We start from the raw sequence: 23938 nt of genomic DNA on the forward strand, positions 1-23938 counted from the left end.
CCCGCTTAAATTCACCAAACTAAAGCCGCTATATGCGGCTTTTTTATTACCAAAATATAACTTACGTGGGTGATTTTACTAAAAATATCCTGCTATGTTTAATTATATAGAATGAAATGCGGCGAATTTAGAGCAGTTAACCCCAATACGTATTCATTCTTTTTTCAATATATTCCAATTACCTAACTGAACCTTTCATCACCTTTCTGCTCTAATTTTCGCCCAAATATCGATGCATGATGAGCATATCTGTCGCGGCATCACTTTTAGAAACATTTAATTTACAAAAATAAATTTATTGGCGTGGCCGACTCTGCTACTTTAACCCCATTACGCGATTAGCATGGATTTAACCATTATATGATGAAGACCCTAGTGAGGAGACTGTCTCCTTTTCTTATTCTGCTGCTGTTTGTATTTGGCGCAGCCTTATTAATGCAAACGAAGGAGGCGCCAGAACAAAAACCTGAAGAGATGCCCATTCCTATCGTTGATGTCACGCAAGTGACTCAGCAAACAGTATCGCTAAACTTACCTTCCTACGGCGTGGTTACCCCAAAGTATAAAACACAACTCGTGACCGAAGTTCAAGGCAGAATGCTCACTATCTCCCCTCATTTTGTTGCAGGTGGCATAGTCAAGAAAGGCGACCAATTAGCGCAAATCGAGCCCTCAGATTACGAGGCTGACTTAATGCAAGCCGAAGCGACGCTGGCCCAAGCCACCGCCGCACTGAACGAAGAAATAGCCCGTGGTGAAGTCGCTAAAATCGAATTCAAAGGCTACGACAAGGGCTTGCCCCCAGAGTTAGGTCTACGTATCCCGCAACTCAAAAAAGAACAAGCTAACGTAAAATATGCACAAGCAGCACTGGCGCGCGCCCAACGTAACCTTGAGCGCACGGTTATTCGCGCGCCCTTTGATGGCATAATCAAAGTTAGAAATGTCGATTTAGGGCAATACGTTAGCTTAGGCACTAATCTAGGTGAGCTCTACGATACTCGCGTTGCCGAAATCCGCTTACCCATTTCTAATGATGATTTAGCCTATTTAGAGTCTGTCGATAATCCCGATACCCAAGTCACGCTTAGCGCCTCTTTGGCGGGCAAAGAAAATACTTGGGAAGGCAATATTATCCGCAGTGAAGGTGTTATCGATGCCGAAAATCGCATGGTGTATTTAGTCGCAGAAATCAAAGATCCCTATCTGCGCGCGAATAAAGTGCCAGGTAGCTTACCACTTAAATACGGCAGCTTCGTCAATGCAGTCATCAAAGGTCGCACTGTCGATGGCATAGTCAAATTGCCCCGCCATGTGGTTCGTAACGACCAAGTCGCCCTAGTCAACGACAAAAATATCATTGAAATGCGCCAAGTAAATGTAGTTCGTAGTGATTTAGAAAATGTGTTCATCAAAGACAGTCTAAAAACGGGCGAACGCGTCGCTACGACCCACTTCAACAGTATGGCAAATGGGCAAATGGTCAAAATCTTAGGTGAAGCGGCATTGCCCACTGAGACACCAAAAGAAAATACTCCTGAATCGAGTCTTGCGGCCGCTGGAGTCAAATAATGGACACTCAAAAAGGGATCTTAGCTTGGTTCGCCCGCAACAGTGTGGCCGCGAACTTATTAATGTGTGTTCTGCTCATCGGCGGCCTGTTCAGCAGTATTTTGATTAATAAAGAGGTTTTTCCTTCTTTCGAACTCAATTTATTAAATATTTCCGTCGCCTATCCGGGTGCGGCGCCACAGGAAATCGAAGAAGGCATCAACATCAAGATTGAAGAAGCCATCCAAGATATCAACGGCATCAAGAAAGTGACTTCTGTGGCTAGCGAAGGCGTTGGCTCGATTACCGTTGAAGTTGAAGACGGTTACGAAGTGCAGACCATTCTCGATGAAGCCAAACTGCGGTTAGATGCAATTTCAACCTTCCCAGTGAACATCGAAAAACCGAATATCTCTCAAATCAAACCTGAGAATAACGTCATTTGGGTGTCTGTTTATGGCGATATGACACTCCACGATATGAAAGAATTGGCTAAATCGGTTCGTGACGATTTAACCCAACTCCCCGCGGTAACCCGTGCGAAAGTGACTGGGGTGCGCGATTATGAAATCGGTATTGAAGTTTCTGAGAATAAGTTACGAGAGTACGGCTTGACCTTCTCACAAGTCGCATTAGCAGTGCAAAACTCCTCCTTAGACTTACCAGGTGGCTCTATTCGTGCTCAAGATGGCGATATTCTATTGCGCACCAAAGGCCAAGCCTACACGGGCGATGACTTTGCCAATATAGTCGTCACAACTCGCGCAGACGGTAGCCGCGTGATGCTGCCACAAGTCGCGACCATCAAAGATGATTTTGAAGAACGTTTGGAATATACCCGCTTTAACGGCAAACCCGCTGCGATTATTGAAGTTACCAGCATTGATGATCAAAACGCCTTAGACATTGCAGACCAAGTCAAACAGTACGTAGAGCAGCGCCGCGCCACACTGCCAGCGAACGCTCAACTCGATACTTGGGGTGATATGACCCACTATCTCCAGGGCCGCTTAGACATGATGATGTCGAACATGTTTTACGGTGCCTTGTTGGTGTTTATCATCTTAGCCATGTTCCTCGATCTGAAGTTAGCATTTTGGGTCATGATGGGGATACCCGTGTGTTTCCTCGGCACTATGTTGGTCATGCCGCTCGAACCTTTCTCCATGACGATCAACATGTTGACCCTATTCGCTTTTATCTTGGTGCTCGGAATAGTGGTGGATGATGCCATAGTCATCGGCGAGAGTGCCTACACAGAGGTCGAACGCCACGGTCACTCGGTTGAGAACGTGATCCGCGGCGCGCAAAAAGTGGCGATGCCCGCGACCTTCGGGGTCTTAACCACAATTGCGGCATTTATTCCCATGTTAATGGTTTCTGGCCCTATGGGGATTATCTGGAAATCCATCGGTATGGTGGTCATCCTCTGTTTAGCCTTCTCACTGGTAGAGTCTAAATTCATTCTGCCAGCGCATTTAGCGCACATGAAGTTTAAAAAACCTGGCGCACCAAAGGGATTCTTTGGCCACCTAAAAGCCAATTTTAACGACAGAGTGCAATACTTTATTCACCACAGTTATCGCAACTTCCTCGAGCGCTGTATCAAACACAGATACAACGTGGTCGCGGCCTTTATCGGTGTATTAATTCTGTCTATTGCCTTAGTCGCCAGTGGCAAAGTGCGCTGGGTATTTTTCCCAGACATTCCCTCAGACTTTATTCAAGTTGAACTTGAGATGGATGAAGGCAGCTCCGAAGGAAACACCTTAAAAGTAGTACAGAGCATAGAAGAAGCCCTGTACAAGATGAACGAAAAAATGGAGAAAGATAACGGTTATCAAGTGGTGAAGCACAGCTTTATCAATATGAGCTCCCGTACCTCTGCCTTTATTTTTGCCGAACTGACGAAAGGGGAAGACCGTGAAGTCGATGGCGTGACGATTGCTGCCGCGTGGCGTGAACAATTGCCTGAGCTTTTGTCGGTTAAAAAACTCAGTTTTAACGCGAGCACCAACGATGCCGGCGGCGATATTTCCTTCAGATTGACCTCGAGTGACCTCGATGAGCTGTCCGCAGCCTCTAAAGAGTTGAAGCAAAAACTCGCCAGCTATGAAGGCGTGTACGATATTGCCGACAACTTCTCCTCGGGCAGCCATGAAATTCGCCTGAAGATACGTCCAGAGGCAGAAGCCCTAGGCTTGACCCTTTCCGATTTAGCCCGCCAAGTGCGTTACGGTTTCTATGGTTATGAAGCCCAACGTATTTTACGTAATAAAGAAGAAATCAAGGTAATGGTGCGCTATCCATTAGAGCAGCGCCGCACTGTGGGTTATCTTGAAAATATGCTGATCCGCACGCCAACGGGCACTTCGGTTCCCTTCTCAACCGTGGCACAAATTGAAAAAGGTGAATCCTACGCCTCAATTACCCGTGTTGACGGTAAGCGAGCGATCACCATCACGGCAAATGCCAACAAAAACATCGTTGAACCTTCAAAAGTAGTGCAAGAAATCCAAAAAGATTACCTGCCACAATTGCAGGCCAAGTACCCTAAAATCCAAACTGCACTGGACGGTGGCAGTTTGGATGAACAGAATGCCATGGTCGGTTTGATGCAAGGCTTCTTCTTTGCGCTGTTCACCATTTATGCTTTGATGGCCGTGCCACTTAAATCCTACAGTCAGCCGTTAATCATCATGTCTGTGATCCCCTTCGGGATTATCGGCGCCCTGTTTGGTCACTTAATTCAGGGACTCGCGATGAGCGTGTTAAGTCTCTGCGGCATAGTGGCATTAGCGGGTGTGGTAGTGAACGACTCCTTGATTTTGGTGGACTTTGTGAACCGTGCGCGGGAGCAAGGGCAATCGGTCTGGCAGGCGGCGGTCGATTCAGGCTGTTATCGTTTTAGGGCGATCATCCTGACGTCACTCACCACCTTCGTCGGCTTAGTGCCTATTATTCTCGAACGTAGTTTGCAGGCGCAAATAGTGATCCCTATGGCGACATCCCTCGCTTTCGGTATCCTGTTCTCGACCCTTGTGACGCTAATTTTAGTGCCCTTGCTGTACATCATACTCGACGACGTTAAGCGCACTAGCAGCCGCTTCTTCCATTGGTGGTGGCAGCCTAAAAAAGACCATGAAGTGGACTTTACACCTGAGCATTTAGAGCCGCCAGTCCCCACTGACTATAAAAAAGACTATCTATAGGAAGTTAACTAGAAGCAGTTAATCAATGTCTTGAACCTTAAAAAGAGAGCTTAGGCTCTCTTTTTAATCCTCTGTGCGAGTCAATAACCTCTCAATCATCTATGTCATTTTGAGTCTGCTGCGAGTGGCTTGAGCTTTCAAGTTGCGATCTAGTTGACAGTTATCGCATCAGGCTTTCGCTACACTGTGTTTAAGTCGTCAGCTATCGTTAAAATGAAACCCATCATTATGTCTGAGCATCTGCACAAGCAAAATATTGATAAACCACAAATTGTCACCACAGAAACCCTAGCGAACGGTCACATAACAGATGAAGTTTGCACAAATGAAACCTGTGCGACTGAAACGCTTGTCTATGATATTCGTCGCAGTCGCTACCTTAATATTACGGGTCGCTGCACCCTGCGCTGCGCGTTTTGTCCAAAACATAATGGCAGTAAACAGATCCACGAATATCAACTGGCACTGTGTCACCAACCTAAGCCCGAAGAAATTATTCCACTGCTTGGCGATGTTAAAGACTTCGAAGAATATGTGTTTTGTGGCTATGGCGAACCGACCTTAAATCTTCCAACTTTGCTTGAGGTGGCGAAAGAAATTAAACAAAGAGGCGGGCGAGTACGCATTAATACCGATGGTTTAGGTAATTTAGTCCATAGGCGCAATATTTTGCCAGAACTGGCCAACTGCGTTGATAGTTTATCCATTTCCCTCAATGCGGATAATGAAGCCGCCTATATGGAACATTGTCGCCCCAAACTCGCCGGTTCTTATGCCGCCGTACATGCTTTCATCGCATTAGCGCCACACTATATTGAAACGGTACAAGTTTCAGCCATCGAAGGATTGGCGGGGGTTGATATCGACATCTGTCGGGAACAAGTTGAGTCCTACGGCTGCGAATTCAAGCATCGCATATTAGGCGCCTTAGGCTAAACGGCATTCTAATACAGCCAAAATCGACTGAAATACCCAAGCAGATAACACTGTCGATTACCTGAGTGGTACATGTGTGAATCGTCTTAACTTTTACTCAAGAAATCTTGCTGAGTAACTTGGCACTGTCGTAACAATTCTTTCGTGTTAACATAGCGAAATTAACAGTTCACCCACTCATAATCGGTTCATGCTGAAGAATAACCCAAGCACGTATCCCGCTGCGCCACTGCTCTCTTTAACTCAAGGGATCTATTGGTCGCATCAACGCTTACTCGCTATTGCAAGCCAGCTTTCTATGCTGGTGATTGGCATGATTATTTTAACTCACTTAATCATTACGTTAGGTGAACGACGCCTGCAAGAAGAGTGGGCAACGCAAAGATACAGTGAACTGCAAACCATAGGCTCATTGATCGCAGATAAAGTGTCTTTTCAGCAATTTCGAACCCAAATTTTCGCCAATGGGGAACTGCTAAAACAATACTTAAGCAATCCTACCGCCAAGCAACAACTTCAATTGCAGGAAAACTGGCAAGATCTAGTAAAACATATTCCTGAGTTACTCGGCATTGCACTGTACGATCCCCAAGGTAACTATAAATTCTCAACTCCCCCTAATTTCAATAAAGATGCCTTACCACCGACCTTACTTGGAGCGAGTCGGAGCATGGGTGGCAAGGAGGTCTATACCTCGCCACTGGAATTTGTTCCGATAGACGGCATGCTTGAACCTTATATGTATCAAATGGCGTGGCTCGAGAAGCCCGATCAGAGTTCTATCGGTTATCTGGTGACGTACAACTCTATGGTAAAAATGCTGGAGGCCATAAAACCAGCCTTTTCAAGCAATAAGTCCCCTATGTTAGTGCTTGATACTCAAGGATTACTCTATGCGGGCGCGAGCGATCTCGCCCCTCTAAGCAATATGCCAGAGACCTTAGGAGCAAGTTTAAGACAGAGCTATCCGGCCCTGTGGCGCGATATGTCCATGAGCAACTTTGGACAATTCCACGGTGAAGAAGCCACTTATGTTTACCTTAAAATCGAACTCACAGCCCAACCTGAGACCCACAGAGAATATTTTTTACTCTCCTATGTGCGCAACTCAGACATAGCAGCTCGTTTCTCACAATGGCAAAACATTGTCATTGTGGCATCGTTAATATTAACGGTTTTAGCCGCTTGGGTTGTACTACTCAGCCACATGTATCGCTTACAACAGCGTTCACGCCAATACAGTATTGATGTTGCTAATGGCTTATTTAATAGTGACATCGGCTTTATGATGGTCAACGAAAATGCCAGAGTCATCAGCGCCAATACTAAAGCGTCACAAGCGACCTTAGTACCATTAGATGAACTGACAGACCGAAGCCTACAGCGTACCTTATGCCTCGATGATAAAACCTACACGGAGTTAATGGAGCAGGTACATAAAACAGGTCAATGGTCTGGTGAAATCAGTCTAGACAGTATCGATGGCCCCACGCTGCGGGTTCATATCCGCCAAGCACCAAGGGCGAGCCGAGGCTCACCACATCTATTAATCACCCTTGAGGACATCAGTGAGTTAATCAGCAGCAAACAAAATGCTTTTCTCAGTGAGCTTTTATGCGATAACACAGTCGCGACAGCCCTCACAGATGCTAACGGTAAACTGATTAAAATCAATCCAGTATTCGATGCGCTAATGCAACTCAATGGCGATTTAAATCAAGATTTAGCGTCATTACTCGCGAATGATTTAGGCAATCAATGGCAGAGGATCAGCGCCCAAATTGCCATGCAAGGTCAGTGGCAAGGGCAAATTCTATGCTCACCTAAACAGCCGCATTCCAATTGTTTGCAAGCCACCTTGAAGGGCCATGTGGCCGCCGATGGTGAGATTGATTATATCGTCTGCACTTTAGAGCAAGCCGCCGAGCGTGGTCGAGGCACAGAGAAGCGTAACCTTGTGCCCCATCGCAGTACTATTCTGCTGAATTTGGCAGATTTAGAACGTTACTTTAACTCTCTGCCGCCACCAAGCCGTCTCAGCTCAAGCTTACTGTTAATGGATATCAATCCAGAGGGCATGCTAAGCCACATGAGTGATATCGACCAACTGGCAAATCGTCAGCAAGAAATAGAAGTGCAATTATTGCTTGAAATTCCAGCTAATTATCAAATTCTGCATTGGCAGCTAGGGAAGCTCATTGTGATGTTACCAGACACAGACGCCACCCATGCGCACAACTTTGCCCTCAATATGATGGAAAAGCTCAATGGTAATGGCTTAGGGGAAGGTATTAGTATTGGTATTGCGGGTTATCAAGAAGGCCAGACATTAGAGCAATATTTGAATAATGCCGAAGTCGCCCTAAAACGGGCGAAGCAAAATAACGATCAGAATATCGGTCAAGCCTTTACTCGTCATCAATCGTAGATTCGGGTGCATTAACGGAGTCAGGCAACTGACTCTGGGTAATTTCTATGATTGCCGAGCGGTTCATGGTGATTTTATAGCGAATATACTGCGGGGCTTCGCGCCCATCACGCAACACTAAAATCAGGTTGACTTGATAGCGCCGCTCAACCGATTCATAACTAATTTTGCCTTCAACTTCCTTATAAATCTTCGCTTTACCCCGTTCTAAATAACGGGCGAAAGGCACTAAGCTAAAGCTAACTTGCTCTTGAATAGTCGAATATCCCGCTTGGAATTCACTCTGATTCACCTTAGTGGCGATTTTATAGTGCAGAATTTCCGCATCGACTTTATTTTGGCTATGTCTGTGCTTTAGAATGTCACTGACTTTTTCGGGTAGATCTTGCTGACGCATAAACTCAAGCCATACCAACTGCTTAGCGATAACCGCCTGACTCGTAGTATCCCGTAAAATGCGGCTCCAGCGTGGTCTGCCCCGCTGAATAAATCGCCACATGGCATTGCGCACATCGTCCTTAAAGATTTCCCTGAAACCATAGATCACAGCCAAAGTCAGCACTAGTGCAATAGTAAAACCACTAAAGGCGCCCTGCGCTTGAATTATCAACGCAGACACCACCAACATCACTAACGCGGTCGCCAGTCCTGTCGTAAACTTTTTAAGGCCAATCCCTAAAGGCTTTAACTCTTCTTTGAGTACCACACCTTGTTGGATTAAACGGCGCAACAACAACATCTTGTTAGAGATACGGTTAGGATCTTGCTTAGTTTGCGCTGAGTTGTACTTATGCTCATCACGATAGGCACATTCATTACGGCAGAGCGTGAGTACCCGCTCTAAAATATCGTTGAAATCACTGGTACGAGTGGCATAAGCGAGCACTTTGAGTAACTGCTGCTCACAAAACCAAGACAAGTAGTTATCAGCATTTTCAAAGTAAGATTTCCATTTGGGATCACCCGGTTCGTTACGACGAAACTTTTTCAGCAACTGGGCAATTTGTTCGCGTAATTCGTCGAGGGCAAAATAAAAATGGGTTACATCTGTGATTTGATTGAGTTCTTTAACATCGTTTTCAACCGCAACCGCAAACTGATAAGCGAAGAGATTTAGGTACAACCTGAATTCTTCAACAGTACGGCGATTTAAACTGGCAAAACGCCCCTGCACCAGAGGTAAGTGCAAGCCTTCTGAATAGTATGAGCGACGTCCAACTATTGAGCTGTAGTAATACTCTTCTTCATTGAGCGTGCGCGAGCCTATGCCCATTTCCTTAGGTAAAAAGAAATAGAGATCAAGCTGACGATTATCGCCCTTTTCCATCTGATGGCTGAACTTAATCGACAGGGATTCTTCTTGCTTTACACGTATCTTAGACACAACACCCTTTTCATGAATCCCTCACTGGAGACTCACCACAGTAATCACAAATCAATGAGCACTAATCTTAACTGAAATAAACTCAAATTCACTGATTAAATTCGACTATTTACGATTCTGCATCCACAAATGGTATTGCTAGGCTGAAAAAGGACCACGGCATAATCTTTGGTGTCATCCATATCTAACACCTCGATACTGAGATTGTGCATTTCCGAGTCATTAAAATGTAAGCTGCTGATATAGGATAGATATTTCATATGTTCTGGCCAATTTTTTTGCTTTTCAATTTCAGATTCCGTTTTCGTTTTAACGGTAACTTTATAGGTCATGCTATTGGCCTCAATACTGTCGACTTTGCCTTGCATTAAAATATTGCCCGCACTCGTACCGTCAATATTAAAGTAACGATAATTGATCTGCGTATTGTCAGCGGCAATCAAAACATCCACGAGTAGGTAAAATTTACCGTCACTGCTAACACTCGAGCTGCCGCTAGGATTGGCACTAGAATGGCGGTCGAATAATTCAGAGCTGCAATTTAAAATCATCGTCTGATTGGTAGCCGACTGTTTGTATATCACACCGCAGGCCATAATCAATGCCGACAAGATAACAATATTAATCGTCCACTTTAGCCATTTAGCCACAGATGTTAACCTCCTGCAGCCAAGCAGCATCGATGAAGGTTTTCGGTCGAGTGAAATCACTGATTTTAATATTACGGATCACTGACTGACCGAGTTTTTCGCCTCGAAAAGTAATATTAAGCACTTGTTTATCATGGGACAAAGAAGCATAAACATCAGCCCAATCACTTTGACCGCAGGCGATTAATCCTGCACTTAAGCGCTCACCTAATTCGAAGAGTAAAGTGTTATTAGTATTGGAATCAGCAAATAAGTGTAATCGTACTTGCTGGCCTGAAGCCAAAGGTAATATTGAGGTCATAAGTGCTTGGGTTGGCTTGCTGTGATCCGTATGATTCAAATAAAACACCGAAAACGCTAACATAAACCCGAATAACACTAAGGCACTCCACAAAGGCACTGTGTGCAATCTGAGGTAATTAACACCTCTAAACTCAGTCCCATTAGATGGTTGGAGTAAATAACCTTGGCCTTTCACGGTTTCAATCAAGCCCTCATATTGAGGTCCAAGAAAGCTGCGAAGCATAAAAACAGCACGGGCCACAGAGGTATCAGTTAGCGGCGGATGCTTTCCATCCCCCGTCTTCAGCATGTGCTTAGAAACCAACTTACCTTGATGCTCAACAAGTAAATTAAGCACTTGTAACTCGGCTCGAGGAAGATGCCAAGATTCATCGCGAGACAACTCAATCAGTATGCCTCGTTCCCGATCAAACCTGCAGTCTCCCAATTGCATCAACATCCACTCAACTCCATAAAAACACAAAGTTAAGTCTATGCAAACTAACTAATGATTAATGTGATCTTGCTAACCCAAGTCAGCAAATAGTTAATTTTCGTGAGACGACCCCCAAGTTCAGCGCTATTAGGCAAAAACATGCGTTAACTCACAGGAATAAATGCCATTTAGCACATGGGAAATTCGGCATAAATTTACATAAATATAATAAATATCGGGACGATGAGCACCTTACAATCTGTTTAGTTAATTAAAATGCAGAATTTAAGTCGGTTAATTCTATTGTAGTGACACTATTTACCGCTCATGTAAAAGGCAAATATCCTCCGGCGTAAATCACAATATTTATCTCAAGCATGCTTAGAATTTACGCCATCAATTTATCTTTAGCATTTGATAAATAGAAGTAATCCTACATAGAGGAAATACATAATGAGCATAAATAGACGTCAAGCATTAACCCGTATTATTGGTATTAGCACCGCTGCGGCAGGTGCAACACTCATGGGAACATCGGTTCTCGCGGCAACGAATGCCGATGGTCAATATCAATTAGCGATAGGTGAGAAACTTAAATACGTTCCACTTGATGCAATGGCAACAGCAAAACTGGCCTATGAAACGGGTGGAGGTTGTATGCACCAAGTTTTTCATGCCGTTGTGACTATGCTAGCCCAATCAAATAGTGCCGATGCAGACAAGTTCAAAACAATCCCAACGGCATTAGCCGCCTATGGTTTTGCAGGGGTAACGGGTCAAGGCACGCTCTGCGGTAATCTTAATGCGATAGGCATGTTAGTGAATATTTTAGATGACATTAATGGTCACAATAACGCCGTGATAGCTAATACCTTCCGCTACTACGAAAATACAACGCTCCCTTTATCTTCACCTGAATTTGTTACTGGTATTGGCTCGACAGCAGAAAAAACGGCTCTTGTGGGCAGTTCATCAAAAGCCAAGAGCGTGTTATGTCACTCATCTATCAGTAACTGGTCAAAGGCTTCTGGCTTACCATTCGCGAAAAAAGGTGAACGCTGTTACCGCTTATCCGCGTCTATGGCTTATTACTTAGTCGATGTATTAAATCGTGCCTATCAAGGGGAGAATATCGGCGCCCTTGTTGGTAGTAAACCAACACCAGATGCACAAGATTGCCAAACTTGTCACGGTAGTACTAGCACACTAGGCTCTGCGGCAAGTGTAAAAACAGACATGGAATGCACCACTTGCCATACAGGGCATTTCAATTAAGGAGACTGTGATGAAATACCCATTACTCACATTGACCCTCGCGACATTAATGCTCGTAGGATGTGGCAGTGACAGCAATAACACTGAGCCAGAAACTCCGCAGCCACCTCCCGTCGAAAATGCAGTAAACATTGATGAAGCAACGCAGATAAATCTCAAGCTTGAGCAATTTGACTCGAGTACAGGGACAATTCAATTTTCACTGACGGATGCGCAACAAGAAGCGATCACTGCGGCAAAAACCTATGATATTTACTATTTTGGGTTCCCCGACAAAGCCAAGGAATCCTCGAATCCGAAGGCATGGAAACACTGGCATGTTACCCAAAATTATCGTTGCCAAAGTCTTGGAGAATGCAGCGGTAAATTAACCGAAGTCACAAGCGGTCAATATCAATTTGAGATAGCAGGCTTAGATTGGGCTCAGCAGGATCCAACTGGTTCAGTGGCACAAATTAAAGTCGCGATTCAGATCTACGGCGCAAAAGCCAATAACGAGCTGGATTTAATTCAAGTGCTACCGCAATAATCCTTCCAATGACATATCCAAACAAATAGAGGCATCCATCGGATGCCTCTATTTTATTCATTGATATCTAGACGTTATGCGATTGAATTTTGTTAGCTAGATGTTGTTCGCTAAATAATTCGCGATATTATCCGCTACAAAACGACTCACAAACGTCAATACAGCCCAAAAGATGAATGAGCAGTACTTTTATTTAGAACATCGCAGCATTGAGCCACATATGTACTAAAATGCTCGCGATATAACCCAGCGCAATGACAGGTGTCCAACGCAAATGGGCACCAAAGGTGTAAATCCCCCTAGCTTGTCCCATTAACGCGACCCCTGCAGCACTGCCAATTGACAATAAACTGCCCCCAACTCCTGCGGTTAACGTTACCAGTAACCATTGGCCTAAGGCCATCTCAGGGTTCATCGTCAACACAGCAAACATCACCGGAATATTATCAACAACAGAAGACAACAGACCGATAGCCACGTTGGCATAAGTCGTATCCCAATTGGAATACAAAGCCTCAGATACTAAGCTCAAGTACCCCATAAAGCCAAGGCCACCCACACATAGCACTACACCATAAAAGAACAACAGGGTATCCCATTCAGCGCGGGAGATCCTGCTAAACACATCGAAGGGCACCACACTACCAAGTTGCTGCAGACGCTGCTCGTCCTGACGCAATTCAGCCTTTGCACGTTCGCGGGCAACGGAACGATTGAAGGTTTTACGCAGATAAAAACCAAAGAATTGTAAGAAACCTAATCCCGTCATCATACCCAATACAGGCGGCATACCTAAGAAGGAATGAGCACACACTGCCGTAGCGATTGTGAGTAAAAACAACGCAACAATTCGCTTAGCACCCGGCTTAGTATAAACATGCTCTTTTTCTGGCTCTGGCACGAAATGTGGAATAAACACACTCATAATGGCAGCGGGTAATGCAAAGTTCACTAAAGCAGGAATAAACAGATGGAAGAAATCGCTAAAGTGCACTAATCCTTTTTGCCACACCATTAAGGTCGTGATATCACCAAACGGACTAAACGCACCACCCGCATTAGCCGCAACAACAATGTTGATACAGGCTAGGGTGATAAACTTGCGTTGCCCTGCCCCCACCTTCATCACCACGGCACACATCAATAGCGCAGTCGTTAAATTATCTGCCACGGGTGAGATAAAGAACGCCATAAACCCTGTCAACCAAAATACGGTTCTTAGACTAAAACCACGGCCGACAAGCCAACCACGAATGGCATCAAACAAATTTCGCTCTTCCATAGCATTGATATAAGTCATCGCCACAAGTAAGAAGAGTAGAAGCTCAGCATATTCAAGCAAGTTATGTTTGAATGCCGCTTCCGACACTTCAGACATACCATTTTGTACATACACAAAACCTATCATGCCCCAGATAATCCCTGCCGCGACCAGCACAGGTTTCGACTTGCGTAAATGTAACGACTCCTCAGCCATCACCATTATGTATGCAAGTACAAACACAAAGACAGCAACATAACCCACACTCGAGGCGGTTAAATTAAGCCGTTCTATCCTTTCTGTCATAGCCCATGCTGCAGGTGAGAATCCGCTCAATATTGCAACGCAGAATAGACTCCATAACGCCATTCCACTGCCTTTAAACAACCGCTGTAATTTCATTAAAGTTCATCTCTACGTAGGAAATTAGTCGAAAATTACCATAGCTTCGGCATAGTAAATGTTGATAAAACGCAACTTTCTATGCATTACCCTATAACCAAAGGCGTTTAAAACATTAATTTTTGTATAACTACAGCGATAACTAATAAAGAAATATTTAACTTAGTCTAAAAAGAGCCAATAAAAAAGCACCTCAAAGGTGCTTTTTAGTTTCTAATCAGCATCACAGCATTAGAAGGAATATAACAAGGTCATATTGGTTTCTGTATCTGTACTTTTCTTATTATCCAACGGCTCGCTGTTGTAACGCACAATAATGGCAAACTTCATTGCTAATGCGCCGATAATATTCGCCGTTAACGAAGTTTCAGAACGGGCATCGAGCTTATCACCGTAATCGGCAACGAAACGTTGTTGGAATTTAGAGGTGTCAGTGATTTCGGTTTCAAAGTTGATCACGCCGTGAGCGACGACGCTGTCATTGGTGTCATGGCCTTCGATAAGTGCTTGCTCTGTGTCAAGACGCTGATAGATATAACCTGGACCGACTTCGACATCTAAAAAGGTCTTACTAGTATCATAGAATCTATAACCATAACCCGCTGCGCCAGATAGCGTGTAATCATAACCTGTGAACGGATCAACTTCATAATTACCGTTAGCAAACAAGTAGCTACGATCTGTCATCTTGTAGTTACCTTGTGCGCCCGCTAAATAGCGTTTCGCGGTAACAGAACCTGTATCCTCTTTATATAAACCTTCGAGTAAGTACTGATTCTCCCAATCGCCAAGCTCATGCTTAAGATTTAAACGTCCTTTGAATGATGAGGTTTCAGTGTTACCTGTGGTTAAGGTTGCACCAAGCTCAGCTTCACCTGCGAATGTCTCATCGCCTTTTACAAAATCGGCCCCAGCTGTCGCCATAAAAGGTGCCGTCATTAATAGTGCTGCGGTCAGTACTTTCTTCATGTTTATCCGTTCCTGTTCCGTTAAATCCAATCCCTATAAATATCTGTTCGTCCCAGCGATGCTGAATAAGCACATATTAATAAGGGTTAGTATTTTCCCCTGAAAATCTGCGCGATATTAACATTTACGATTAAAAAATGAAAATTGCAGCTATTTAAAGTATAAAAAAACCCGCCTTAGCGGGTTTTTATCTCAGTGATAATGCTTACATATTGATCTTAGGATCTAACGCGCCAGACTGATACGCTTTATACATTGCTTGTAAAGACAATGGCTTAATCTTAGATGCTTGACCTGCACAGCCGAAAGCTTCATAGCGAACCGTACAGATATCGGCCATGGCTTCCATTGATGCTTTCAAGAATTTACGTGGATCAAATTCACTTGGGTGTTCAGCTAGGAATTTACGAACAGCACCCGTTGATGCTAAACGTAAGTCGGTATCAATGTTGACTTTACGTACACCGTGTTTGATACCTTCTACGATTTCTTCTAATGGCACACCGTAGGTTTCTGGGATCTGACCACCATATTGGTTGATGATCTTTAGCCACTCTTGTGGCACAGAAGATGACCCGTGCATCACTAAGTGAGTATTAGGAATACGCGCATGAATTTCTTTGATGCGGTCGATACGCAGTACATCGCCCGTCGGTTTACGACTGAACTTATATGCACCATGGCTAGTACCGATAGCAATCGCGAGTGCATCAACATGGGTATCGGCAACGAAACGCGCCGCTTCTTCAGGGCTAGTCAGCATTTGATCATGACTTAAAATACCTGATGCACCAACACCATCTTCTTCGCCAGCTTGGCCAGTTTCTAAGCTGCCTAAACAGCCGATTTCACCTTCAACTGACACACCACACGCATGGGCAAATGCCACTGTACGACGGGTAACATCAACGTTGTACTCGTACGATGCAGGCGTTTTGCCGTCAGCCATCAAAGAACCGTCCATCATGACTGATGACATGCCTAATTGAATAGAACGCTGACAAATATCAGGATCGGTACCGTGGTCTTGGTGAATACACACAGGAATATCTGGGTACTGTTCAAGAGCCGCTGCCATCAAATATTTTAAGAACTGTGGGCGAGCGTATTTACGCGCGCCAGCAGAAGCTTGCACTATCACAGGGCTGTCTGTTGCTTCAGCGGCCTGCATGATGGCACGCATCTGCTCTAAGTTGTTAACGTTAAACGCAGGCACACCGTATCCATGTTCTGCTGCGTGATCAAGTAGTTGTCGTAGGGAAATTAACGCCATTTTTTAACTCCAATAATAGGGTGATATCTATCACCGAGGTCGCTATCGTTTGGATGGATTTTTATACCCGCATTCAACTCTGTACCTTAAATAAACAACTTAAATTAAGTACCTTAGATGAATACGGGCGGTTTTTTATAATTTTTACTTTTTATCAAAGCTTTGATGTTATCAGAGCTTATCGCGGCGTCTTATGCGCCGCGTTTTTTAAAACTTAATATTAAGCGCCGCGCTTTTCTAACATAGCCACAGCCGGTAATTCTTTACCTTCGAGGAACTCGAGGAAAGCACCGCCGCCAGTCGAAATGTAAGACACTTTATCGGCAATGCCGTACTTATCAACCGCAGCCAAAGTGTCACCACCGCCTGCGATAGAGAACGCTTTTGAATCAGCAATCGCTTGGGCGATACGCTTAGTACCTTCACCGAATTGGTCGAATTCGAACACGCCCACAGGGCCGTTCCATACGATAGTGCCTGCAGATTCGATGATTTTAGCCAGTGCTTCAGCGCTATCTGGACCAATATCGAAAATCATTTCGCCATCAGCGACTTCGCTAACCGATTTTAAAGTTGCCACAGCAGTTGGGCTAAACTCGCCCGCAACGACCACATCGGTCGGCACAGGAATATCGGCGCCACGGCTCTTAGCATTAGCCACTAAACGCTTAGCTTCGTCGATCAAATCCGCTTCATACAGCGATTTACCGACATTGTAGCCCGCCGCCGCAATGAAAGTATTGGCAATACCGCCGCCAACCACTAACTGATCGACTATGCCTGAAAGACTTTCTAGCACGGTCAGCTTAGTCGACACTTTAGAGCCACCGACAATCGCCACCATAGGACGCGCAGGATTATCTAATGCCTTGCCTAAGGCATCTAATTCTTGTGCCAGTAATGGACCGGCACAGGCGATTGGGGCAAACATGCCCACGCCATGGGTCGATGCTTGGGCACGATGTGCAGTACCGAAGGCGTCCATCACATAGACATCACACAGCGCTGCCATTTTTTTCGATAAGGCTTCGTTGTTCTTACCTTCACCCACGTTGAAACGCACGTTTTCGAACACAACCACTTCACCCACGGCAACGTCAACGCCATCTAAATAATCCGTCGCTAAACGCACAGGACAAGACAGGGCTTTTGCCAAATAATCGACCACAGGTTGCATAGAATATTCAGCATTGTATTCGCCTTCGGTCGGACGACCTAAATGCGACATCACCATCACAGCCGCACCTTTTTCAAGGGCCAACTCGATAGTCGGTAGAGAGGCGCGCAGACGTGCGTCACTGGTGACGACGCCGTTGCTGACAGGGACATTGAGATCTTCGCGGATAAGCACGCGCTTACCTTGTAGATCCAGATCTGACATATTGATAATTGCCATGGTAACGCTTCCTTTTATAATCAAAAAACAAACTGTTTCACACATAGCCGGTATGAATTGACTGCCGCTCGGCGTTCGACATCCCGTCGAATTGACATAAATTCAGTGACCCACAAGTGAATAATCTACTTTTATCAGCCTCGCTTGGCCGCAATCATCGCCAAACTCGTATCTAACATACGATTGGCAAAACCCCACTCGTTATCGCACCACAGGAGTAACTTCACCAACTGACCGGCGCTCACACGGGTCTGGGTACCATCGACAATACTGGAGCGCGGATCATGGTTGAAATCACATGAGACTAAGGGCTCATCAGTATAGCCTAAGATGCCGTTAAATCGCCCATTGGCGGCTGATTCCAGCACCTGATTGACTGTGGCAATATCGACGGTTTTTTCTAAGGTCACGGACAAATCGATGGCGGTCACGTTGATGGTGGGCACGCGCACCGAAATCGCTTCAAACTTATTTTTCATGTGTGGCAAGATCCGCTCAATACCGCGGGCAAGTTTAGTGTCGACAGGGATAATCGATTGACCAGCAGCGCGGGTACGACGCAAATCATCATGATAAGCATCAATCACTTGCTGATCATTCATCGCCGAATGGATAGTGGTAATGGCACCGCTTTTAACGCCGAAGTGGCGATCGAGCACATCGATCACAGGCACGATACAGTTTGTGGTGCAAGAAGCGTTGGACACCACAGTGTGTTCGGCGCGGAGTAAATCGTGGTTTACACCATAGACGATAGTGCCATCGACATCGGCTGAGGATGGATGACTTATCAGCACTTGTTTAGCGCCGGCGTGAATATGGGCTTCGCAGCTTTGACGATCGACTAATACGCCTGTGGCTTCATAGACAATATCTATGTCCATCTCGTGCCAAGGGAGTTTTGCCGGATCGGGCTCGTGGAGAATTTTTATCGCATCGTCGCCAATCAGCATATGATCATCGACGAGCTTCACTTTATGCGCAAACCGACCGTGGGTGGTGTCGTACTGGGTCAGATGAATAATGGCTTCAGGTTTAGCTAATTCATTAATCGCGACAATCTGCATTTGCTGCCGTTTTCCAGACTCATATAAAGCTCGGAGAATAGAGCGGCCGATACGGCCATAACCATTGATAGCGACTCGGATCATTGAGGTCTCAATTTCCTCTTAATACAAAAACGGCCTGCAAACGATTGCAGGCCGCATTATACAGATTAACACTTAAAAAGTTTAACCTTTTGTATTGAATCTAATCCCTTGAGCGATTAGCCCAATGATTTTGCAGCATTCAGCACATTTTCAACGGTGAAACCGAAGTGATTCAATAGCACGTTACCCGGCGCAGACTCACCAAATGTGGTCATGCCCACAACAGTGCCTTCAAACCCGACGTACTTGTACCAGAAATCGGTATGCGCCGCTTCAATAGCCACACGTTTAGTCACAGCACGTGGTAATACAGATTCTTTATAAGCAGCATCTTGCTTATCGAACTCAGTTGTCGATGGCATAGAGACTACGCGAACGTGTTTACCTTGCTCAGTCAGTGCAGCGGCTGCATCCATTGCCAATTGTACTTCGCTACCAGTTGCGATCAGGATCAGTTCTGGTGTACCCGCACAGTCTTGCAGTACATAAGCACCTTTAGCCACATTAGCTAATTGCTCAGCGGTACGCGCTTGAGCTTTCAGGTTTTGACGGCTGAAGATCAGTGACGTAGGTGCATTACGGCGCTCAATCGCAGCTTTCCAAGAAACTGCCGTTTCTGCAGCATCACATGGACGCCATACGGCCATATTTGGCGTCATACGCAGGTTAGCTAATTGCTCAACTGGCTGATGCGTTGGGCCATCTTCACCTTGACCGATAGAGTCATGGGTATAAACGAAGATGTTTTGAATGCCCATCAGCGCCGACATACGAACTGCGTTACGAGCATATTCCATGAACATCATGAACGTTGCGCCGTAGTTGATGAAACCACCATGCAGCGAAGCACCGTTCATAATGCCGCTCATGCCGAATTCACGCACGCCGTAGTAAATGTAGTTACCAGCTGGATCGTCTTGAATACCTTTAGAACCTGACCACAGTGTCAAGTTAGAACCCGCTAAGTCAGCAGAGCCGCCTAACAGTTCAGGCAACATAGCGCCAAATGCACCGATAGCATTTTGTGAGGCTTTACGGCTCGCAATACCTTCGGCTTTGTCCTGTGATGCTTGCACGAATGCCTGCGCTTTTTCTTCGAAATCAGCAGGTAATTCACCTTTCAGTACACGGCGCTCGTATTCAGCAGCCAGTTCTGGGTGAGCAGCGCGATAAGCTGCAAACTTCTCGTTCCACGCTGCTTCACGGGCAGCACCGGCTTCTTTGGCATCCCAACCCGCATAAACGTCAGCAGGGATTTCGAATGGCGCATGTGGCCAGCCAAGGAATTCACGGGCTGCTGCGATTTCCGCATCGCCTAATGGCGCGCCGTGGCAATCGTGGCTGCCTGATTTGTTGGGTGAACCAAAACCGATAATGGTTTTGCAGCAAATCATTGTTGGTTTATCGGTAACGGCTTTAGCCGCTTCGATAGCAGCACGGATTGCCGCGCTATCGTGACCGTCGACACCGGCAATCACATGCCAGCCGTAAGCTTCAAAACGTTTTGGCGTATCATCGGTGAACCAGCCTTCAACATGGCCATCGATAGAAATACCGTTATCATCCCAAAATGCGACCAGTTTACCTAAGCCTAAAGTACCGGCTAATGAACAGGCTTCGTGGGAAATACCTTCCATCAAACAGCCATCGCCGAGGAAACAGTAAGTGTAGTGATCAACGATATCGTGACCATCACGGTTAAACTGTGCCGCTAAGGTTTTCTCAGCAATCGCCATACCGACAGCGTTGCTTATGCCCGCACCGAGTGGACCCGTTGTGGTTTCAACACCTGGGGTGTAACCGTATTCTGGGTGACCCGGGGTTTTAGAATGCAATTGACGGAACTGTTTTAGCTCTTCAATTGGTAATTCATAACCAGTCAGGTGAAGTAAAGAGTAAATCAGCATTGAACCGTGACCGTTAGAGAGGATAAAACGATCTCTATCTACCCATTTCGGATTGTTCGGGTTGTGCTTAAGGAAATCATTCCACAGCACTTCAGCAATATCTGCCATACCCATTGGGGCGCCGGGATGGCCTGAATTTGCTTTTTGAACTGCATCCATACTTAACGCACGGATTGCGTTTGCGAGTACTTTACGGGAAGACATGCTCTCTCCTGCTTGTTTGTGGGGTCTAGCGGGCAATTTGGATGCATATTTTCCCCTACATGCCAGTGTGACGCAAACTAAAATTACCATTCACTCAGCAAAAGATGGGCGAATATGTACCCAAACAACCTGAAGATGCAGGATTTAGGTCGCTTGAGTATACAAGTCGCAGAAACAAGCCAGTCACTCTACTGGCGTTTACTTAAGAGGGCATAGCAAGGATCACTTGTAATAGAGAAATAAATTTCTCAAAAACATAGTAAACTTAATGCTATGAAATATAAGTAAAATAACCTATTTATGACTGAGCGTAGTCGTTTTCAGGTCACAATCTGAGAGGATTTTTTATTATCGGGGGTGATCGGCAATCGGATTTAAACTAAAATAGCCGTCTAGATGTAGATGCTTCTACACGTTTGAATGCTAACGACGAGATTTTCCTACTATGGCAAAGCACTTGTTTACTTCTGAGTCGGTCTCAGAAGGTCATCCCGATAAGATTGCAGATCAGATTTCTGATGCTGTGCTAGATGCAATTCTGGCTCAAGATCCAAAAGCACGCGTAGCGTGTGAAACTTATGTCAAAACCGGCATGGTATTAGTGGGTGGTGAAGTCACTACCTCTGCCTGGGTTGATATTGAAGAAATCACCCGTAAAACGGTGCGTGAAATTGGTTATACCCATTCAGATATGGGGTTTGATGCAGACTCGTGCGCAGTATTAAACGCCATTGGTAAGCAATCACCCGACATTAATCAAGGTGTAGACCGCGCAGACCCTGCAGAGCAAGGTGCTGGCGATCAAGGGTTAATGTTTGGCTATGCCAACAACGAAACCGACATTCTGATGCCTGCACCTATCACCTATGCTCACGCATTAGTGAAACGTCAGTCTGAAGTGCGTAAAAATGGCACGCTACCTTGGTTACGCCCAGATGCGAAAAGCCAAGTCACTTTTGCCTATGATGATGGCAAAATTATCGGTATCGATGCAGTTGTGTTATCGACTCAGCACAGAGATGACGTTTCACAAGCCGACTTAATTGAAGGCGTGATGGAAACCATTATCAAGCCAGTATTACCGGCTCAATGGTTAAACAAAGATACTAAGTTCTTTATCAACCCAACTGGCCGTTTTGTTATCGGTGGTCCAGTAGGCGATTGCGGCTTAACGGGTCGTAAGATCATCGTTGACACCTACGGCGGCATGGCCCGTCATGGTGGTGGCGCATTCTCTGGTAAAGATCCATCAAAAGTGGACCGTAGCGCAGCATACGCTGCCCGTTATGTGGCAAAAAACATAGTTGCAGCAGGTCTTGCTGATCGCTGTGAAATCCAAGTGTCTTACGCTATTGGTGTGGCAGAGCCGACCTCTATCAGCATCGAGACCTTCGGTACTGGTAAGGTGTCTGAAGAAGTGCTGATCAAGTTAGTCCGTCAACACTTTGAACTGCGCCCATACGGTTTAACGGCCATGCTAGATTTAGCACGTCCAATTTATCAAGCGACCGCCGCTTATGGCCACTTTGGTCGCAGCGAATTCCCATGGGAAGCGACTGATAAAGCCGAAATATTACGTGCTGACGCGGGTCTATAGTCTTAATTCATTTCAATTTTTACACTTAAGACCCATAAAAAAACCGCTACCCAGCGGTTTTTTTATGTCTGACATTTAGTTAGATTAATAGTGCTAAGACAAATATGGCAAGATAAAAAGCAGCATATACACAGACCATTAGAGTGCACAGACCCCATGACCGATAACGCCATCTTATTACAGCAACTTCAATCTTGTGCATGGGCAGCCAACGTAGGTCTGCCAGAGGAAACAGCAAAGACATACGGCACATTAGAGGAGATCGCCGCTTTTCTTGAATCCGATCCTGAAGCCTTTTTTGAAACACCTTACGAAATCCACTATGAAAGCCTGTGTGTAACAGATCATGACTTGGCAAATTCGTTAAAAACAAAGGCAGTAGTAAATGATGTGCATGCTTGGATTTCTGACAGCGAAGTCGATGAAATTGCTAAGTCAGCTTACCTCTCCACTTGGAAAATTATTCCCGTTGCAGAAATATGCGCGCAGACATCCGATGACGCTAATACGCTCGCAACACTGCTCCTAGCTGACGTTAAACTTTCAGCCTTTACGAGTGAACGCCTATCTTGGTATCTCTGTGGAAGAATCCCCTTTGGTTATATTGGTACTTACCCAAACGGGCAATGGCTCATTCTGTAGGCTTATACGCTAGCACCTTTAATTTTTCTGACTTCATCTAGGGTCTATTGAGCTTTCGAGAATGATTTTTAGAGAGCATGCCAAGATTGATACTAACCAATGCACGCAGGGAAACGCTATTTCATTTAATGAACAGCACAGGCCGTGTTTATGATAAACCTGAACATAGATAAACATTCGAAGGCATTCTTTACCGCCTTCTAGCAGGCCCCCCTTAGCAAGATTGACCCAAAGAGTTGGGCCATTGGAGTACGGTTTTTAGAGGGTTTCATTTATGGTCTAAAAAGACATTCAGGCCTATTTACTCAAAGCTTTAGTGAAAATGGCCGACACGGAATGGGTCTTTATTGATGGCTCGATAGTGCGGACTCACCAGCACAGTGCAGGTGCACTGAGTAATGAGTAATGAGAGTTACCCTATTGTTTAATTGATAGTGGATACCTTTATCAAAC

Annotated in this window: 17 protein-coding genes and 1 pseudogene; 9 read left to right on the forward strand and 9 right to left on the reverse strand. The window is 45.3% G+C overall.

Going from position 1 to position 23938, the window contains the following annotated elements; genetic code table 11:
* Positions 1-360: 360 nt before the first annotated feature.
* The 4 genes from L5M28_RS17605 (at position 361) to L5M28_RS17620 (ending at position 8127) form a co-directional block, all read left to right on the forward strand.
* Complete coding sequence (locus tag L5M28_RS17605; protein ID WP_263204088.1) at positions 361-1572, forward strand: efflux RND transporter periplasmic adaptor subunit; 1212 nt, start codon at positions 361-363, stop codon at positions 1570-1572.
* The gene (locus L5M28_RS17610) at positions 1572-4763 is read left to right on the forward strand and encodes an efflux RND transporter permease subunit (RefSeq protein ID WP_263204089.1); all 3192 of its coding nucleotides are present in this window, start codon (positions 1572-1574) and stop codon (positions 4761-4763) included. Before L5M28_RS17605 ends, L5M28_RS17610 begins: the two co-directional genes overlap by 1 nt.
* Positions 4764-4991: 228 nt before the next feature.
* The gene (locus L5M28_RS17615) at positions 4992-5699 is read left to right on the forward strand and encodes a TatD family nuclease-associated radical SAM protein (protein ID WP_263204090.1); all 708 of its coding nucleotides are present in this window, start codon (positions 4992-4994) and stop codon (positions 5697-5699) included.
* Between the two features lie 190 nt (positions 5700-5889).
* Positions 5890-8127 (forward strand): PAS domain-containing protein, encoded by a 2238-nt coding sequence (locus L5M28_RS17620; protein ID WP_263204091.1) that lies wholly within the window; start codon positions 5890-5892, stop codon positions 8125-8127.
* Here L5M28_RS17620 and L5M28_RS17625 read toward each other — a convergent pair.
* The 3 genes from L5M28_RS17625 to L5M28_RS17635 all read right to left on the reverse strand — a co-directional run bounded on the left by L5M28_RS17625 (position 8108) and on the right by L5M28_RS17635 (position 10903).
* Positions 8108-9511, reverse strand: a complete 1404-nt coding sequence (locus L5M28_RS17625; RefSeq protein WP_028761621.1) for a hypothetical protein — start codon at positions 9509-9511, stop codon at positions 8108-8110. The genes L5M28_RS17620 and L5M28_RS17625 overlap by 20 nt on opposite strands.
* Before the next feature lie 95 nt (positions 9512-9606).
* Positions 9607-10161 carry a hypothetical protein gene (locus tag L5M28_RS17630; protein ID WP_113939813.1) on the reverse strand — a complete coding sequence of 185 codons (555 nt, stop codon included), beginning with the start codon at positions 10159-10161 and terminating at the stop codon, positions 9607-9609.
* Positions 10154-10903: a transcriptional regulator gene (locus L5M28_RS17635; RefSeq protein ID WP_105250092.1), complete on the reverse strand. Its 750-nt coding sequence runs from the start codon at positions 10901-10903 to the stop codon at positions 10154-10156. The genes L5M28_RS17630 and L5M28_RS17635 overlap by 8 nt, the downstream gene beginning before the upstream one ends.
* A gap of 429 nt (positions 10904-11332) precedes the next feature.
* Between L5M28_RS17635 and L5M28_RS17640 the strand changes: the two genes are divergently transcribed.
* Positions 11333-12154, forward strand: coding sequence for a cytochrome C (locus L5M28_RS17640; RefSeq protein ID WP_168824862.1), 822 nt, complete (start codon positions 11333-11335; stop codon positions 12152-12154).
* Positions 12155-12164: 10 nt separating this feature from the next.
* Positions 12165-12683, forward strand: a complete 519-nt coding sequence (locus tag L5M28_RS17645; protein WP_263204092.1) for a hypothetical protein — start codon at positions 12165-12167, stop codon at positions 12681-12683.
* 193 nt (positions 12684-12876) lie between these two features.
* Here L5M28_RS17645 and nhaD read toward each other — a convergent pair whose 3' ends face one another.
* The 6 genes from nhaD to tkt all read right to left on the reverse strand — a co-directional run bounded on the left by nhaD (position 12877) and on the right by tkt (position 21246).
* Positions 12877-14346 carry a sodium:proton antiporter NhaD gene (nhaD, locus tag L5M28_RS17650; RefSeq protein ID WP_263204093.1) on the reverse strand — a complete coding sequence of 490 codons (1470 nt, stop codon included), beginning with the start codon at positions 14344-14346 and terminating at the stop codon, positions 12877-12879.
* Positions 14347-14577: 231 nt separating this feature from the next.
* Entirely contained in the window at positions 14578-15315 is a 738-nt protein-coding gene (locus L5M28_RS17655) for a YdiY family protein (protein ID WP_028761626.1), read from the reverse strand.
* Positions 15316-15520: 205 nt separating this feature from the next.
* Positions 15521-16588 (reverse strand): class II fructose-bisphosphate aldolase, encoded by a 1068-nt coding sequence (gene fba, locus L5M28_RS17660; RefSeq protein WP_028761627.1) that lies wholly within the window; start codon positions 16586-16588, stop codon positions 15521-15523.
* A 220-nt stretch (positions 16589-16808) separates the two neighbouring features.
* Positions 16809-17984 carry a phosphoglycerate kinase gene (locus tag L5M28_RS17665; protein ID WP_263204094.1) on the reverse strand — a complete coding sequence of 392 codons (1176 nt, stop codon included), beginning with the start codon at positions 17982-17984 and terminating at the stop codon, positions 16809-16811.
* 134 nt (positions 17985-18118) lie between these two features.
* Positions 18119-19135, reverse strand: a complete 1017-nt coding sequence (gene epd / locus L5M28_RS17670; protein ID WP_105250098.1) for an erythrose-4-phosphate dehydrogenase — start codon at positions 19133-19135, stop codon at positions 18119-18121.
* 116 nt (positions 19136-19251) lie between these two features.
* Entirely contained in the window at positions 19252-21246 is a 1995-nt protein-coding gene (tkt, locus tag L5M28_RS17675; RefSeq protein ID WP_028761630.1) for a transketolase, read from the reverse strand.
* 445 nt (positions 21247-21691) lie between these two features.
* On the opposite strand from tkt, the gene metK reads away from it, so the two are divergent.
* The 3 genes and pseudogenes from metK to L5M28_RS17690 form a co-directional block, all read left to right on the forward strand.
* Complete coding sequence (gene metK, locus L5M28_RS17680) at positions 21692-22843, forward strand: methionine adenosyltransferase (RefSeq protein ID WP_113939808.1); 1152 nt, start codon at positions 21692-21694, stop codon at positions 22841-22843.
* A gap of 156 nt (positions 22844-22999) precedes the next feature.
* A complete protein-coding gene (locus tag L5M28_RS17685; RefSeq protein ID WP_263196713.1) occupies positions 23000-23485 on the forward strand; it encodes a hypothetical protein in 486 nt (161 codons plus the stop codon).
* Positions 23486-23562: 77 nt separating this feature from the next.
* Positions 23563-23888 (forward strand): annotated as a pseudogene (locus L5M28_RS17690) (transposase); the annotation flags it as partial.
* Between the last annotated feature and the right edge of the window lie 50 nt (positions 23889-23938).

The sequence above is a fragment of the Shewanella sp. SW32 genome, from assembly GCF_025653365.1.
GTDB lineage: Bacteria > Pseudomonadota > Gammaproteobacteria > Enterobacterales > Shewanellaceae > Shewanella > Shewanella oncorhynchi.

Bases quoted from the DNA above. Each gene is read 5' to 3' on its own strand.
- L5M28_RS17655 (WP_028761626.1), bottom strand. From the start codon at position 15,315: ATGAAGAAAGTACTGACCGCAGCACTATTAATGACGGCACCTTTTATG.
- L5M28_RS17645 (WP_263204092.1), top strand. From the start codon at position 12,165: ATGAAATACCCATTACTCACATTGACCCTCGCGACATTAATGCTCGTA.
- nhaD (WP_263204093.1), bottom strand. From the start codon at position 14,346: ATGAAATTACAGCGGTTGTTTAAAGGCAGTGGAATGGCGTTATGGAGT.
- L5M28_RS17635 (WP_105250092.1), bottom strand. From the start codon at position 10,903: ATGTTGATGCAATTGGGAGACTGCAGGTTTGATCGGGAACGAGGCATA.
- metK (WP_113939808.1), top strand. From the start codon at position 21,692: ATGGCAAAGCACTTGTTTACTTCTGAGTCGGTCTCAGAAGGTCATCCC.
- fba (WP_028761627.1), bottom strand. From the start codon at position 16,588: ATGGCGTTAATTTCCCTACGACAACTACTTGATCACGCAGCAGAACAT.
- L5M28_RS17685 (WP_263196713.1), top strand. From the start codon at position 23,000: ATGACCGATAACGCCATCTTATTACAGCAACTTCAATCTTGTGCATGG.
- L5M28_RS17615 (WP_263204090.1), top strand. From the start codon at position 4,992: ATGTCTGAGCATCTGCACAAGCAAAATATTGATAAACCACAAATTGTC.
- epd (WP_105250098.1), bottom strand. From the start codon at position 19,135: ATGATCCGAGTCGCTATCAATGGTTATGGCCGTATCGGCCGCTCTATT.
- L5M28_RS17610 (WP_263204089.1), top strand. From the start codon at position 1,572: ATGGACACTCAAAAAGGGATCTTAGCTTGGTTCGCCCGCAACAGTGTG.
- L5M28_RS17640 (WP_168824862.1), top strand. From the start codon at position 11,333: ATGAGCATAAATAGACGTCAAGCATTAACCCGTATTATTGGTATTAGC.
- L5M28_RS17605 (WP_263204088.1), top strand. From the start codon at position 361: ATGATGAAGACCCTAGTGAGGAGACTGTCTCCTTTTCTTATTCTGCTG.
- L5M28_RS17620 (WP_263204091.1), top strand. From the start codon at position 5,890: ATGCTGAAGAATAACCCAAGCACGTATCCCGCTGCGCCACTGCTCTCT.
- tkt (WP_028761630.1), bottom strand. From the start codon at position 21,246: ATGTCTTCCCGTAAAGTACTCGCAAACGCAATCCGTGCGTTAAGTATG.
- L5M28_RS17665 (WP_263204094.1), bottom strand. From the start codon at position 17,984: ATGGCAATTATCAATATGTCAGATCTGGATCTACAAGGTAAGCGCGTG.